This window comes from Candidatus Palauibacter australiensis, assembly GCA_026705295.1.
In the GTDB taxonomy this organism is placed as follows: Bacteria; Gemmatimonadota; Gemmatimonadetes; order Palauibacterales; family Palauibacteraceae; genus Palauibacter; species Palauibacter australiensis.
This window is the reverse complement of the sequence record JAPPBA010000177.1, coordinates 29,346-43,893: the sequence shown is the minus strand read 5'-3', so window position 1 is coordinate 43,893 and position 14,548 is coordinate 29,346. Positions and strand designations below refer to the sequence as shown.

Genomic DNA, 14,548 nt, shown 5'->3' with positions numbered 1-14,548 from the left:
CCTATCTCATCTTCTTCTCCCTCGTCCAGATCGGGCTCCCGTGGACGGCGGGCGTCCTGCTGACGATGCTCGTGGCGGCGGGGATCGGCGTCGCGGTCGAGCGCACCGTGCTCCGGCCGCTGATCGGCGAGCCCATCATCTCGATGATCATGGTCACGATCGGCCTCTCGAGCGTCCTGCGTGCGATCGTGCACGCGATCTGGGGACCGCAGCCGCGCACCTTCCCGTCCTTCCTGCCCGAGGGCGAGGTGATGCTGGGATCGGCCGTCGTGAGCGCCGACCGCCTGGTGGCGATCCCGCTGGCGCTCGCGCTGCTTGCGGGACTCGCCCTCTTCTTCCGGCGCACGCGGAGCGGAATCGCCATGCGGGCCATCGCGGACGACCAGCAGGCCGCCCTCAGCATGGGGATCAGCATCCCGCGGGTGTTCGCGACCGCGTGGGCGCTGGCTGCGGCGACGGCCGCCATCGGCGGGATCATGCTCGGCAACATCGTGGGCGTGACCCCGAACGTCGCGCAGATCGGCCTGCGCGTCTTCCCGGTCGTGATCCTGGGCGGGCTCGACTCGATCCGCGGGGCCGTCGTCGGGGGCGCGATCATCGGGCTACTGGAGTTCTACGCGGGCGGCTACATCGGCCACGGGCTCAACCTCATCGTCCCGTACATCGTGCTGATCATCGTCCTCATGGTCCGTCCGTACGGACTCTTCGGCAAAGAAATCATCGAGCGCGTATAGGAGCACTGCGTGGAGAGCGGCGTCTTTCACACGGACTATCGAACGGACATGGGGCTCCGGCGCGTGCCGGCGGAGCGCATCCGGCTCGGCCTGTTCGCGGCGGCGCTCCTCGTCTTCCCGTTCCTCGCGTCGCCCTACTGGCTCAACCTCGCGAACCAGATCGCGATCGCCACGATCGGCGCGCTGGGGCTGAACATCCTCGTCGGCTACACCGGGCAGGTCTCGCTGGGGCAGGGCGCCTTCATGGCCGTCGGGGCGTACACCTCCGCGCTCCTCACGCTGAGGCTGGGCCTGCCCTGGGGCGTGAGCATCGTGGCCGCCTGCTTCGCGACGGCGGCGGTGGGGGTCTTCTTCGGCCTCCCCTCGCTGCGGCTCAAGGGGCTCTACCTGGCGATCTCCACGCTGGCCGCCCAGGAGATCGTCGAATGGGTCGTCACGCACTGGCCCGCGCTCACCGGAGGCGTCGAAGCGGTCGTCGTCCCGGCCCCGCGGCTGTTCGGCCAGCGCCTGAACACGGACTTCGGCTTCTACTGGCTCGGCATCGCCCTGGCCGGCGCCACGGCGCTCTTCACCGCGAACCTCTTCCGCTCCCGCATCGGCCGCTCCTTCGTCGCCGTCCGCGACCAGGACATCGCCGCGAGCGTCATCGGCGTGAACGTGTTCGGGACCAAGCTCCTGGCCTTCGCGACCTCGTCGTTCTTCGTGGGGCTCGCCGGCGCCCTCACCGCGTACTACCGCAACATCATCTCGTGGGAGCGCTTCACGCTCGAGACCAGCGTCCTTTACCTCGCCATGATCATCGTGGGAGGACTGGGGACGATCCGCGGCTCGCTGTTCGGGGCGGCGCTCATCACCCTCCTCCCGGCCATGATCGCGACGGCGGGACGGGAACTGCAACAGTCGGCGCCGGCGGTCGCGGCCCTCCTGCCCAGCGTGCAGCAGGCGGCGTTCGGGCTCGTCATCATCCTCTTCCTGGTGTTCGAGCCCGAGGGCCTGTCCAAACTGTGGCGCAACGTGAAGGACTACTTCTACGTCTGGCCTTTCGCCTACCGCCGCGGCGAAGGCCGCTGAGGTCTTTCGCGCTCCAGGCTTCGCAGCGGGGAATGCTGGAGTGTAAGCGTTATAGCCGCTTACGCGACGACTTGCCATGAAAAGATTCACGTCACATCTTGGGAGCGCCAACGACTATTGCTCCAAGGTTTGACGAGGAGACGGACGAATGTCAGGATGGCTCGGCGAATGGTGGCCCCTCTTGATTTCAGGCCTGATCCTGGTTCTGGTCATCGGGTTAGGTCAGTTGGTCCTTCGATTGACCGCACCCCCGGAATCCGGCAAGAGGACTGGTTTTGAAACAGTATTCCGGAGAGAGATGGTTCAGCCCATCGTCACGCACATAATGGCGTGGACCTTCGCATTGATGGCCGGGGTTTTGATCATCTCCTTTCTATTTATGGCTCAATATGACCAGGCGAAGGACGTCTTTTCTTATGTCGTTGCGGTTATCGGCCCAATAATCGGGTTCTGGTTCGGGTCCCGTAGTCGGCGCGAAGCAGGTGCCACCGACGAGACGAAGACAGGAACGTCGCGCCGGCCCTAAGGCGGGTTCGCCCTCAGCGCATGAGCGCGCAGCTTGTTTCGGTATCGGGCAATGTCATGGTACTTGTCGATGCGGTCTCCCGTTCCCGATGTTCGCAGCCTGATGAACCGGGCCAGGCGATCGGGCGTAGATAAAGCGAACTCCAGTCGAAGCCCCGGGTAACTCCCGTCCGGTCCGGGTTTCGCCACCGTCAGATATCGCATGTATCCGTAGTGCCGGAACCGCTGATTGCGAATGAGCTTGTCCGTGACCCACGCTGCCCATCCCCAAAACGGCAGGAAGACTCCCAGAACACGGAATATGGCTTTGACGATCTCGAGTCCGAAGCCAGCCGGTGGCACTAACGAGACCGGATCCGGACCGTTTACGATCCGGTAGATCGGCGTCTTGAACCGGTCGATCAAGCCCTGGTCTCCCACGCGGGGCGCGCCGAACGTGTAGCAGGCAGCCAGGCGTTGCGAACTCTGATACCAGGTCGCGACGACGGCGAGCGCTCCGCCCAGGGAGTGGCCCGTGATATAGAGCGGCAGGTCCTCGAGACCTTTGAGGCGCTCGCCGATCTGGTCGTGCACGGAGCGGTAGGCGTTGTGGAACCCCTTATGCATGTTGCCGATGGGCGCGCCAGTCCTCGGGTTCTCGATCGACCGCGGCGCGATATCCAGATTCGTCATCCAGTCTCGGATCCGGGTGGTGCCGCGAAAGCAGATCACTGCCATACCGGTGCCTTCGTCGTCGCGCCGCGCCGCGACGAACCCCTGCGTGTCCGTCCCGGGATCGTACAGGACCGAACCCACCAATTGGAATCCGCCGCAGGCAAGCGCCGCCCGAAGCTTCTGATTCCTGCGCTCTGCTTCCGGCGCGCCATCGAATCCGCGGAGCGTCTTCCGAAACTTTACCAACCGATCGGCGATCCTTTCGCGGTCCGTCAGCGTCGCAAGTTCCTCCGCGAGATCCAGAATGTGCTGCTCGGACTCCTCGTCGAACGGCGTGTAGGCGAGTTCGGCCAGGATCGCCATTGTCCACGCGGTGCGACGGCTGTAGGCAGCTCGCTTGACGGGCACGCGCATAACGGCAAGATCACCGAAATCACGGTCGATGCTGGTCATAGCCTCAAGCCTCCTGTCTTCTCCGTCAGGCGATGTTCAAGCCCCGTCGTTCAGCGCTCGACCAGGAGTCGGGATAGTCCCTATCGGGCGGAACAAGATATACGGGCGAATGTGGACGAGTCGATGGCCCTCTCAATCTCAGTGCGGGTTCACGGTCTCCAAGCATCCGCGGGGGGAATGCCTCGGCTGAACAGCACTTCCAGCCCCTGCCCGATGGTCTGCGCCACGGCGTCCGCCGTCCGGGCCGCGGCCGGGAGATCCGACAGGAATGCGCGCACCTGCCCGGTCCGGGGGTCGCGCAGGATGGCCATGGGGCGGTCCGTCGCTCCGTCCAGCGTGGCCGAGCCTCCGGGGCCGGACAGCGCGATGCTCGCCAGGGCGGCGGCCCAGCCAGCCCTCACGGGCAGGGCGAAGACGAAACTTCCCGCTCCCTCGCCGTCCGCCACTTCGGGCATGGCGAAGCTGAGCGAGAACAACTCGCGCCCGTCCGCAGCCCAGCCGGTAAGCTGGTGGTCGCCAGCGGCGCGCGGCGCCACGGGTGGCGCGTCGACCACGAAGGCGGGTTCCAGAAACGGTGTCCCCGCGGAATCGACGCCGCCCCACAACAGCAGCGACCTGGCCGGTCCCGCCACGGCGGCGGCCGCGCCACTGTCGTCGAAACTCCGGAAGCGCAGCGCCTTGGTGAAATGAAAGCTGCCCGTCCAGTCGGGGGGACCGCAGTAGGACATGAAGTCCGGCGCGGTCGGCGGGACCAATCGACCGGTGACGAAGTCGTACCCCCAGTCGCCGATCGAACCGTCGCGCTGCGGAAACGCCGGGTCGGGCCTCCCGGCGCCGCCGCACGGCGCGTGGGCGAGACTCATGTTGTGCCCGAGTTCGTGGGCCACGACATCCGTTCGCCAGATCGCGAAAGAAGATCTGCCCGGCTCCAGCGCGGCGCCGATGAAGCTGCTTCCCAACTCGCCCGTCATCATGCCCATGTAGTGGCCGGTGGCGCCCTCGAGGACCCGAATCATCTCCGTCACATCGACCAGGTCGAAGGCGCGGTTTCTGTCGGTCGTCACAGGTTCGTGCACCGAGACCTGGAGGTCGCCGACCGGTAGCAGCGTACGAGTATTGAGGAAGATGTCGTGGTCCGCACTCAGGTTGGCCGTGAGGTCCACGATCGAACGATCCGGGGCCACCGACCACAGGAACGGTATCACCGTGAGATCGAGGACGGGCGGGGTTCGCACGTCGACCGCCGTACGGCCCGTCTCGGGAATCCTCCGTTGTACGCCGAGGCCGGGATCCAGCGTTCCGTCCGGGTCTATTTCGACGACCATCTCGAGCCCGGGCACGACCACCGACGCGGGGATCTCGACGTTCGCGGACGCGAGCAGCGAGCCTTCATCGATGTTCCTCGGGATGGCGGCCGACTGCTGCGGAATGTCCGCCACGTACGTTTCCGAGCCGTCCTGAAAGAAACGCGCCCGCACCGGCGGGATGCGCTCTCCGGCGGCGGCCGGCGCGGTTACGAACACCCTGAGCAGCGCGGCTTCACCGGCCACCAGGGGGACGGGGAAACCGAGCGACTGCACGGCCTGCGTCAGATACGCGACCGATCCCTCCACTTCGGCGCACGTGGCCACCCAGCGATTCCCGATTTCGTTGAGCCAGCTCTGGAAGTCGGCTCCGGCCGGTGCGCAGAGATCCGTTCCGGCGGCCTGGAAGTCCTGCAGGCTTCGAAGGGCCGTCAAGTCGACCGGCAGGGGTCCGGACAGCCCGGGGTTGTGCGCCACGTTGAGCCGCTCCAACTCGACCATGCCGCTGAATTCCGCTGGTATCGAACCCGTCAGGTCGTTGAGTGCGACCGAAAGTTCGGCAAGGCGCGAGAGGTTCCCGAGTTCGGGCGGGAGAGAACCCGCAAGATTGTTGGCGCGGAGGTACAGCCGGTTCAGGTTCCGAAGGTTGCCGAGTTCGGCGGGGATCGGACCCGATAGCGCGTTGTCGTGGAGATACAGGTCGGACAGGCGCGGGAGGTTCCCGAGTTCGGCCGGGATCTCTCCGGACAGGGCATTGGCTTGAAGGTGCAACTGGTTCAAGCTCGACAGGTTGCCGAGTTCGGCGGGGATCGGACCCGATAGCGCGTTGCCGTCGAGATACAGATACAACAGACGCGAGAGATTGCCGAGCTCGGCCGGGATCGGGCCTGACAGACGGCTGCGCGCAAGATACAGCGACTCCAGGCGGGAAAGACGCCCCAGCGCGTCCGGGATCCGGCCCGACAAACGGTTGTCACCGAGATACAGCGTTTGCAGGCTGGAAAGGCCCCCCAACGCGTCCGGGATCGGACCGGATAACGAATTGGAAGTCAGATCCAGGTCGCGGAGGTTCGAGAGGTTCCCCAATTCCGCCGGGATCGGACCTGTCAGAGCGTTAACCGCCAGATCCAGCCGCTCCAGACCGAACAGGCTCCCGAGTTCGACCGGGACGCGGCCCGTCAGTCGGTTGCCGCGAAGGGCCAAGCTCCGCAAACCACGAAGACGTCCAAGCGTCGCGGGCAGCCGGCCCGCAAGATCGTTGTCGGCCAACTCGAGCACTTGCAGGCCGGCAAGACTTCCGAGTTCGGCCGGGATTATGCCTGCAAGCCCATTCTCACTCAGCCGCAGCGCGGACACCTGCCCGTCGACTGTCTCAACGCCGTACCAGTCCGAGAGTGGAGCCCGGGTCAGCCAGTTGTCGTCGTTCCTCCAGCTCCGCCCACCTGCGGCATCGTACAGCCGGGCGAGAATGTCGCGCTCCGACAGGGGGCCGCACTCCGTCCCGGTGTCGTGCGTCGCGATGCCGCTCAGCCATTCACGGAACGCCGCGTCGGCCGGAACGCACAATTCCGTATCCGCGTACCGGAACTCCTCGAGGGGGACGGCCGTCAACGACAGAGGCAATGACCCGGAGAGCGCGTTCCCGTCCAGTCTCAGCCGGGTCATCGCCGTCAAGTCGCCCAACTGTCCCGGAAGCCGACCGGTCAGCCCGTTGCGGCGAAGGTCGAGAGCCGCCACCCGGCCGATGGAGTCGGCGGTGACGCCGTACCACTCACCGACCGTTTCTCCCTCGAGCCAGCCGCCGGAGTTCGTCCATCCCGCGCCGCCGGCTGCTTCATGGAGGGCTTCCAGCGCGGCAGCGTCCGCCGCGCTGCAGAGCGGGCCCCCCGTACGGTCGATGGATCGCCACCAAGTCACGAAATCCCTGGCGCCGGGTACGCAAAGACCGTCGTTCCCCTCGATCCTGAAGGTCCTCAACGCATCGAGCTTGAGGAACGATCTCGGTACGGAGCCCGTCAGGTTGTTCTCGTCGAGCGACAGGATCGCTAGGTTCGCGAGGTTGCCGAGTTCGGGCGGAATCCGGCCCGTCACGTTGGTGTCGTAGAAGTCCAGTCGCTCCAGGCGGGAGAGCCGCCCGAGTTCCGGCGGGACCGGGCCGGACAGGTCGTTCTCGGAGAGGTCCAGGTGTTCGAGCCGGGAGAGGTTCCCGAGTTGGGGCGGGACAGAGCCCTCCAGACCGTTGTCGCGCAGGGTCAACTCCGTCACCCGCCCCTGGACAACCACGACGCCGTGCCAGGTATCGAGCGGCGCGTCGGTGAGCCAGTTGGCCCCGCGGATCCAGCGGGGGCCGCCCGTACGCCGGTACAGCACCTCCAGCGCGGCGCGGTCATCGTCGCCCGCGTCCGACGCCACGGTCACGGCCGCGCTCCCCGACGCCGATCCCGCCGTTGCCGTGATCGTGGCGGTGCCGTTCCCCGCCGCCGTGACTTCGCCGGAGGCGTCCACCGTCGCGACCGAGGCGTCGCTGCTCGTCCACGCGACCGCGGCCCCCGCCATCACCTGCCCGTTCTGATCGCGCACCTCCGCGGTGAAGCGGGCCGTCTCCCCGAGGGCGGTAAACGAAACCGAACGGGGGTTGACCGTTACGGTCGTGGCGACGGGAGCGGGAGGAGGAGGCGGCGGCGGTGGGGGTGGCGGCGTCGGCCCCACGCCGTCGTCGCCGCAAGAAAGGACCAGCGCGGCGATCCCGGCGACGGCCGCGGCCGGGAGCGTGAAGCCCGCCCTCAGCCGTCCCCGGCCACCGAGAGCGCGCCTGCGCCGCAACCCCTGTCTGACCATCTTCCGGGAGCCTCCGCAGTGGGTGTTCGGCAAGCAACGTAAGGCGGGAAACGGGAGTTGTAACCTCCCAGAATCGGGGGGTAGACGCCTGCGCGTGGCGGCCCTCCTGCGCGGCGTGCGGGGGTCGATGTTCGGGACCGCAGGCCTGTCCAAACTGTGGCGCAACGTGAAAGACTACTTCTACGTCTGGCCCTTCGCGTACTGCAGCGGTGAGGGCCGCTGATCGACTCCCGGACCTGGGCAGCCACGTTGACGCTCCGTTGATCTCCCTTGCGACTTTGGTGCGGTAACCCGAACCGCTAGTTTGAGATCAACGTCCGAGGAGCCGTCCATGCCCAAGCCGAATGCGCAAGGACCCCGAACCGGAGCGGATGCCGGTGGGTCGCGCGTCGACGACCGCCGGTCCCGCGCCCGCGTTCAACCGTCGGGAGCCGCCGATGGCATCACGATCACGCGCTGGAGCCTGGGACTCTCGCTGACGATCGCGCTCACCGTCGTGATGGCGGCCTTCACGCTTGTGTGGAACCAGACGGTGACGCTCGGAGAAACGCAGGTGCAACTCGTCGCGAGCGTCTCCGGTTTGGATGCGCGTGTGACCGGCCTCGAGACGGAAGTGCGCGATCTGCGCGAGGAGATGCGCGAAGAGATCGGCGATCTGCGCGCCGAGATGCGTGAGGAGATCGGCGGTCTACGCGAAGAAATACGGGAACTTGCCGACCTCATCCGCGAACGGGACCGGCCCGACCCGCCATCTCAGTAGACACCCGACGCCGTCGGGCCCGATGGTCTGTCCAAACCGTGGCGTAACGTGAAAGACTGTCTTTACGTGCAGCCCTTGGCGCACCGTCGCGCAAAGGGTCGCCGATTCGCTCCGAAGTCGACAGAACTTCACGACATCACGAGGTCTCCGGATATGCGCGCCACTCGATTCGCATTCACGGCCGCCGCCGCGCGCGGTCTCATCCTGTCCGTCGCGCTCGCCGCGTGCGGGGGCTCGGGGGAGAGGGCGGAGAACGAGATCCTGATCGCGGCCATCTTCGACCTCACGGGTCCTACGGCCGACGTGGGGCTCGACTACGCCGAGGGGGTGCAGGGGCACGTCGAGTGGCTCAACGCGCGGGGCGGCGTCGGGGGACGCCCGGTCCGGCTCATCTACCAGGACTACGGCTACCAGGTCGACCGGGCCGAGCAGCTCTACACGCAGTTCGTGCAGGAGGGCGCGCTCATTTTCATGGGCTGGGGGACGGGCGACACGGAGGCGCTCCGGCTGAGGATCGCCGAGGACCGCATCCCGTTCTCGTCGGCGTCGCTCTCCCATGTGCTCGGAGACGCGCACGAATCGCCCTACAACTTCCTCGTGGCGACGAGCTACAGCGACCAGTTCCGGATCGTCCTGCGCTGGATCGCGGAGGACCACCGGGCGAACGGCGGGGAAGGGAACGCGCGCGTCGCGTTCATGCACAACGCGAGCCCGTTCGGCCTGTCGCCCTGGGTGCAGGGGGGGGAGGACTACGCGCGGGAGATCGGCGTCGACGTCACGCCCTACGAGATGCCGCGCGGCGCGACCGACTACACGGCGGAGTTCTCCCGCATCGGCCGGTCGGGCGCGACGTACGTGGTGTTCCAGAACACCTCCGCGCCGGCGGCCGTCGCCCTGCGGAACGCGCAGGGGTTGGGGATCGACGCCACCTTCGTGTGCCTGAACTGGTGCGCCAACGCGCTCCTGTGGCGACTGGCGGAGGACGCCGCCGAAGGGGTGGTCGGCGCGATCCCCTGGGCGCCGCTCACGGACGATGTGCCGGGGGTCCGGGACATCCGCGGCTACCTCGAATCCCGGGGCGAGGACTACGCCGGGAAGACGAACGCGTTCACGCAGGGGTGGTGGACGATGGCGGTGTTCGTCGAGGGGATCCGGCGGGTGCTCGATGCGGGACAGGAACCGACCGGAGAGAACATCAAGCAGGCGCTGGAGACGATCGACGGGCTCGACACGGGCGGCGCCGGGCCGCCGCTCACCTTCACGCCGAGCGACCACCGGGGGTCGAAGGGGCTCCGGCTCTTCCGCGCCGAAGACGGAAGGTGGATCCCGCTGACGGACGTCCTCACAGCCCCTTGAGCTCGGTGAGCGCTCTGCTCGAACTCAACAGCGTCGAGGTCCTCTACGACGACGTGATCCTCGTCCTGCGCGGACTGTCGCTCGAGGTGCCGGAGGGGCACATCGTCGCGCTCCTCGGCTCGAACGGGGCCGGCAAGACGACGACGCTCAAGGCGATTTCGGGCCTGCTCAAGGTCGAGGACGGCGAGGTCACGGACGGATCGATCCGCTTCGACGGACACGAGATTCACAACCTCCCCGCCGATCGCATCGTGCGCCGGGGCATCTTCCAGGTCGTCGAGGGGCGACACGTGTTCGAGCACCTCACGGTGCACGAGAACCTGCTCGCGGGGGCGCACACGCGCCGGGACCGTGGCGGGGTGCCAGCGGACCTCGAGCGCGTCTACGGGTACTTTCCGCGGCTGGCGGAGCGGAAGCGCCAGTCGGCGGGCTACCTGTCGGGCGGCGAGCAGCAGATGCTCGCGCTCGGGCGCGCGCTCATGGCCCGCCCGCGGCTCATGCTGCTCGATGAACCGTCGCTGGGGCTCGCGCCGATTCTCGTGCGGGAGATCTTCGGAATCATCCGGCGGATCACCGAGGAGGAGGGCACGACCATCCTTCTCGTCGAGCAGAACGCGCGCCTCGCCCTCTCCGTCGCGGACTACGGGTACGTCATGGAGTCGGGCCGCGTGGTGCTGGAGGGTTCCGCGGAGGAACTGGGAGACAACGAGGACGTGCGCGAGTTCTACCTGGGCCTGAGCGAGATCGGGCGGCGCTCGTATCGCGACGTGAAGCACTATCGCCGCCGCAAGCGGTGGCTGTCGTGAGCACGGTGGGGCGTCGTCCCCTGGACGCCGCGGAAGCGCCGCCCGACTGGGACGCGGCGCAGGATGCGCTGGCGGACCGGGCCGTCCGCCTGGCGCTCGAGCGCAGCGGGGAAGCCGGAGTGCGCCTGCGGGCGGCCGGGGTCGCCCACCCCGAGCCGCGCGGCGTGGCGGGGCTGCGGGAGGTGGCGGTCCTGGCCAAGGACGACCTGCCGGACCTGCAGGCCGCCCAGCCGCCCTTCGGCGGGATGCTCGGCGTGGATGTCGGCGTCCTCCGGCGCATCCACCGCTCCCCCGGCCCGATCAACGACCCCGAGGGCCAGCGGGCGGACTACTGGCGCATGGCCCCGGCGTTCCGCGCGGCGGGGTTCGAGCGCGGCGACGTGGTGCTCAACACGTTCTCGTATCATCTGACCCCGGGCGGTCACATGATGGATGCGGGGTTGCGCGCCGTGGGGTGCGTGGTCGTGGCGGGCGGGGTGGGGAACACGTCGGCCCAGGCCGCCTTCGCGTCACAGATCGGCGCCGCCGGCTACGTGGGGACGCCGCAGTTCCTCCTCGCCCTCCTGGAGCGGGGGAGGGAGGACGGGATCTCGGCCACGTTCCGTCGCGCGCTGGTCAGTGGCGCGCCCCTGCCTCCCGATCTCCGCAGGTTGCTTCAGGAAGGCCACGGAGTCTCGGTCTTTCAGGCGTACGGGACCGCCGACGCCGGGGCCATCGGCTACGAGTGCGACGCGAAGGACGGCTGGCACATCGCGCCGGGCGTCGTCGTCGAAGTGCTGGACCCTGGTACGCGCGCGCCGTGCGCGCCCGGCAAGCCCGGCGAGGTCGTCGTCACGAGCCCCAACCCGGTCTACCCGCTCGTCCGCTTCGGCACGGGCGACCTGTCGACGTTCCGCCCCGACGGGTGCGACTGCGGACGCACCTCCCCCCGGCTGGCGGGCTTCCTGGGCCGAACCGGCGAGGGCGTGAAGGTGCGCGGCATGTTCGTCCATCCCCGGCAACTGGCGGAGGCGCTCAAAGGCGCCCCCGGCGTCCGGCGCTACCAGGGGTCGGTCACCGAGGAGGAGCATCGCGACATCCTCGTCGTCTCCGTCGAGCCCGCGGGCCACGGGCCGCCCGATCTCGACGCAGTCGCCGCCCGCCTCAGGGAAGCGACCCGGCTCCGCGTGGAAGTCCGCGCCGTCGAGCCGGGAACGATCCCCGACGACGCCCCTGCGATCGTCGACCTCCGCGAACGGAGCCGAAGTTAGCTGGAGTTGGCCGGAGTTAGCCGGGGTTCGCCGGAGACGGAAGGCACCTGGTTGCCGGCGATCCAGACGGATTCGATCGCGCGCAGGTTCTCGACGCCCTCCAGCGGATCCGCGTTGAGGAGGATGAGATCCGCCCAGTTGCCGGCCTCGATCGTGCCGACGTCCTCGAGTCCCGCGCAGCGCGCCGCGTCGCCCGTGGAGGCGACGAGGATCTCCATCGGCGACATGCCGGACTCCGCCATGAGCGCGAGTTCCATGTGCTCGAAGTAGCCCTGGAAGCGCGCGGGCGGGCCGGTGTCGGTGCCCATGGCGATCGTGACGCCGGCATCGGACAGCGCGCCGAGATTCTCCTGGGCCTGCGCGAGCGCCTGCTTGTAGCGCTGGGCCGACTCGCTCTCGCGGTACCGCACCATGCTCTCGGGGGCGCGCAGCGCTTCGAGCACCGCCGGCTCCGCGGAGGCGAGGAAGAAGGGATCCGAGAAGAACTCGGGCTCGCTCTCGTACACGAAGGTCGAGACTTCGCGCGTGAGCGTCGGCGAGTAGCAGACATCGGCTTCGACGAGCCGTGTGGCGAGCGCGTCGTCCACGTCCCGGTCGCGGACGCTGTGCACGATGAAGTCGACCCCGGCGTCGAGCAGCCCGTGGGCGTCCTCGAGGTAGAACAGGTGCGCCGCGACCGGAAGCCCGAGTTCGTGCGCCCCCTCGATCACCGCCCCGTACACGTCCGGCGTCATCTTGTACGTGCTCCCGAGGTTGTCGTCGACCCGGATCTTGATGAAGTCGGCCCCCATCGCCGCGTTCCCGTTCACCATCTCGAGCGCGGCCCCCGGCGTGATCCCCGCCACCACGGCGCCCGCCACATAGAGCCGGGCCCGGTCGAGCGACGGCACGTCCTGTTCTTCGCGCACCTCGACGCCGGCGGGCTCGTCGCCGCCGAGGCTCACGACGGTGGTGACGCCGTAGCTCGCGTACAGTTCGAGTTGGCGCAGCACGTTGTCCCGCGAGTAGTGCCCGCCCTCGAGGCCGAGGGTCGCACCCACGTGGCCGTGTGCGTTGATGAGACCGGGAATGAGGTGTTTCCCGGCCGCGTCCAGGACCTCGGCGTCCGCCGGCACCTCGACCTCCGCCGACGGTCCCACGGACTCGATGCGCCCGTCGCGGAGCACGACCGTCGCGCCGGGCACGGGTTCGGCGCCCGAGCCGTCGATGACGGTCGCCCCGACGATCGCGAGCGCCGGCGCCTCCGTCGCAGCCGCGGGTGAGGAGTCAGGGTCGGCGCCGCCGCAGGCCCCGAGGAGCCCCGCCGCAACGAGCACGATGAGCGAAATCGGAGTGCGCTTCAGCATGATCCGGACTCCTCCAATGGTTGATGCGGCACGCCGGAGAACGTGCAAACAACCATCGTATGAAAAACGTACGAATCCGGGAAGGCGATCATTGCCAAATCGACAAATGGCCGACGTCCTAACCAGCAATTGGACGCTATTCTAACCAACAATTGGACGGTAGCGTAACCGACAAATGGCCGCTATCTTTTTTTCATGTCCCGAAACCAGGCGCTTTATGCTCGTACGCTGGCCTCCGCTCTGCGCGAGGCCCTGTCCGACACGCCCGTCGTGTGTCTGGCCGGTCCTCGTCAGTGCGGCAAAACGACGCTTGCCCGCGTCCTGAAGCCGGAGCGGGCGTTCGTAAGCCTGGACCATCCTCCGTTTCTTGACGCGGCATCCGCCGATCCTGCGGGCTTCATGGACAGCCTCCCCCGCGATGTGACCATCGATGAAGTACAGCGGGCGCCCGGGCTCCTCCCGGCGATCAAACTCGCTGTGGATACGGATCGACGCCCAGGACGCTTCCTTCTTACGGGTTCCGCCGACCTGTTGCTGGTCCCCTCCGTCACCGAGTCACTGGCGGGCCGCATGGAGGTCGTGCGCCTCATGCCGCTCTCGGAATCCGAGAAGGAGCGCCGCCCCGGTGGTTTTCTCCGCGACTTCCTCGAGGGGCGGTTGCAGCCCTCACTCCGCCCGGGGACAGGACCGACCGCGCCGGCACTTGCCACCCGGCTCACAGCGGGGGGATACCCGGAGCCTCTGACGCGAACGCCGGCCCGCGCACGGCAGTGGCATCGCCAGTACGTGCGGGGGATCGTGGATCGGGACGTTCTCGATGTCTCGAACGTTCGGGCTGCCGACCAGGTCGGTCGCCTCCTGGAACTTCTTGCGGTCCGGAACGGCGAACTGTTCAACGCCAGCCGCGTGGCGCGCGATCTCGGCCTGCAACGAGTAACGGTTTTGGAATACGTCTCCGTCCTCGAGCGACTCTTTCTCGTCAGGCGCCTGCTCCCCTGGCACCGCAATCCCGGAAAACGACTGATAAAATCGCCCAAGACCCATCTGATCGACAGCGGTCTCGCGGCAACGCTTGCGCAGCTCTCCGCCGGGGACTGGCTCACGAAACGGCAGCGCATGGGACATCTCCTCGAGTCCTTCGTGGTGCAGCAGTTCGTGGCGCAGGCAGGCTGGACGGATCCCGATCTCCGCTTCTGGCACTACCGGGACAAGGACGGCTGCGAGGTGGATCTGGTGATCACGCTCGGGTCACGGACCTGGGGCGTCGAAGTGAAAGCGACGAGTACGCCGGGACAGTCGGCGGGGAAGGGGCTGAGGCGCCTCGCCGCGCTCTGCGGGGATGACTTCGAGGCCGGAATCGTTCTCTACAACGGCGGCGACATCCTGCCGCTCGCCACAGATCGGATGTTGGCCGTTCCGTTCAGCGAACTCTGGACGCGATAGCCCGACCG

Annotated in this window: 11 protein-coding genes; 8 read left to right on the top strand and 3 right to left on the bottom strand. The window is 67.8% G+C overall.

Annotated features, from left to right (window positions below; all coding sequences use genetic code 11):
* From OXN85_14615 to OXN85_14605, 3 genes are all read left to right on the top strand, one after another.
* Positions 1-734 (top strand): branched-chain amino acid ABC transporter permease (locus OXN85_14615; GenBank protein MCY3601197.1); only part of this gene is annotated, 734 nt, incomplete at its 5' end.
* Between the two features lie 9 nt (positions 735-743).
* Entirely contained in the window at positions 744-1,805 is a 1,062-nt protein-coding gene (locus tag OXN85_14610; protein ID MCY3601196.1) for a branched-chain amino acid ABC transporter permease, read from the top strand.
* Positions 1,806-1,953: 148 nt separating this feature from the next.
* Positions 1,954-2,331 (top strand): hypothetical protein, encoded by a 378-nt coding sequence (locus tag OXN85_14605; GenBank protein ID MCY3601195.1) that lies wholly within the window; start codon positions 1,954-1,956, stop codon positions 2,329-2,331.
* Here the strand turns inward: OXN85_14605 and OXN85_14600 are convergent.
* Positions 2,328-3,437: a lipase family protein gene (locus tag OXN85_14600; protein MCY3601194.1), complete on the bottom strand. Its 1,110-nt coding sequence runs from the start codon at positions 3,435-3,437 to the stop codon at positions 2,328-2,330. The genes OXN85_14605 and OXN85_14600 overlap by 4 nt on opposite strands.
* Before the next feature lie 149 nt (positions 3,438-3,586).
* Positions 3,587-7,579: an Ig-like domain-containing protein gene (locus OXN85_14595; GenBank protein MCY3601193.1), complete on the bottom strand. Its 3,993-nt coding sequence runs from the start codon at positions 7,577-7,579 to the stop codon at positions 3,587-3,589.
* 331 nt (positions 7,580-7,910) lie between these two features.
* On the opposite strand from OXN85_14595, the gene OXN85_14590 reads away from it, so the two are divergent.
* The 4 genes from OXN85_14590 to OXN85_14575 all read left to right on the top strand — a co-directional run bounded on the left by OXN85_14590 (position 7,911) and on the right by OXN85_14575 (position 11,751).
* On the top strand, positions 7,911-8,339 hold the full coding sequence (locus OXN85_14590) for a hypothetical protein (protein MCY3601192.1): 429 nt from the start codon (positions 7,911-7,913) through the stop codon (positions 8,337-8,339).
* A 153-nt stretch (positions 8,340-8,492) separates the two neighbouring features.
* Positions 8,493-9,695, top strand: a complete 1,203-nt coding sequence (locus OXN85_14585) for an ABC transporter substrate-binding protein (GenBank protein ID MCY3601191.1) — start codon at positions 8,493-8,495, stop codon at positions 9,693-9,695.
* 14 nt (positions 9,696-9,709) lie between these two features.
* Positions 9,710-10,501 carry an ABC transporter ATP-binding protein gene (locus OXN85_14580; GenBank protein MCY3601190.1) on the top strand — a complete coding sequence of 264 codons (792 nt, stop codon included), beginning with the start codon at positions 9,710-9,712 and terminating at the stop codon, positions 10,499-10,501.
* Complete coding sequence (locus OXN85_14575; protein ID MCY3601189.1) at positions 10,498-11,751, top strand: AMP-binding protein; 1,254 nt, start codon at positions 10,498-10,500, stop codon at positions 11,749-11,751. Before OXN85_14580 ends, OXN85_14575 begins: the two co-directional genes overlap by 4 nt.
* On the opposite strand, the gene OXN85_14570 is transcribed toward OXN85_14575, so the two are convergent.
* Positions 11,748-13,097 (bottom strand): amidohydrolase family protein, encoded by a 1,350-nt coding sequence (locus tag OXN85_14570; GenBank protein MCY3601188.1) that lies wholly within the window; start codon positions 13,095-13,097, stop codon positions 11,748-11,750. The genes OXN85_14575 and OXN85_14570 overlap by 4 nt on opposite strands.
* Positions 13,098-13,292: 195 nt before the next feature.
* Here OXN85_14570 and OXN85_14565 point away from each other — a divergent pair, with 195 nt between their 5' ends.
* Entirely contained in the window at positions 13,293-14,540 is a 1,248-nt protein-coding gene (locus tag OXN85_14565; GenBank protein MCY3601187.1) for an ATP-binding protein, read from the top strand.
* Positions 14,541-14,548: the final 8 nt, after the last annotated feature.

Bases quoted from the DNA above. Each gene is read 5' to 3' on its own strand.
- OXN85_14595 (MCY3601193.1), bottom strand. From the start codon at position 7,579: ATGGTCAGACAGGGGTTGCGGCGCAGGCGCGCTCTCGGTGGCCGGGGA.
- OXN85_14605 (MCY3601195.1), top strand. From the start codon at position 1,954: ATGTCAGGATGGCTCGGCGAATGGTGGCCCCTCTTGATTTCAGGCCTG.
- OXN85_14600 (MCY3601194.1), bottom strand. From the start codon at position 3,437: ATGACCAGCATCGACCGTGATTTCGGTGATCTTGCCGTTATGCGCGTG.
- OXN85_14590 (MCY3601192.1), top strand. From the start codon at position 7,911: ATGCCCAAGCCGAATGCGCAAGGACCCCGAACCGGAGCGGATGCCGGT.
- OXN85_14585 (MCY3601191.1), top strand. From the start codon at position 8,493: ATGCGCGCCACTCGATTCGCATTCACGGCCGCCGCCGCGCGCGGTCTC.
- OXN85_14570 (MCY3601188.1), bottom strand. From the start codon at position 13,097: ATGCTGAAGCGCACTCCGATTTCGCTCATCGTGCTCGTTGCGGCGGGG.
- OXN85_14565 (MCY3601187.1), top strand. From the start codon at position 13,293: ATGTCCCGAAACCAGGCGCTTTATGCTCGTACGCTGGCCTCCGCTCTG.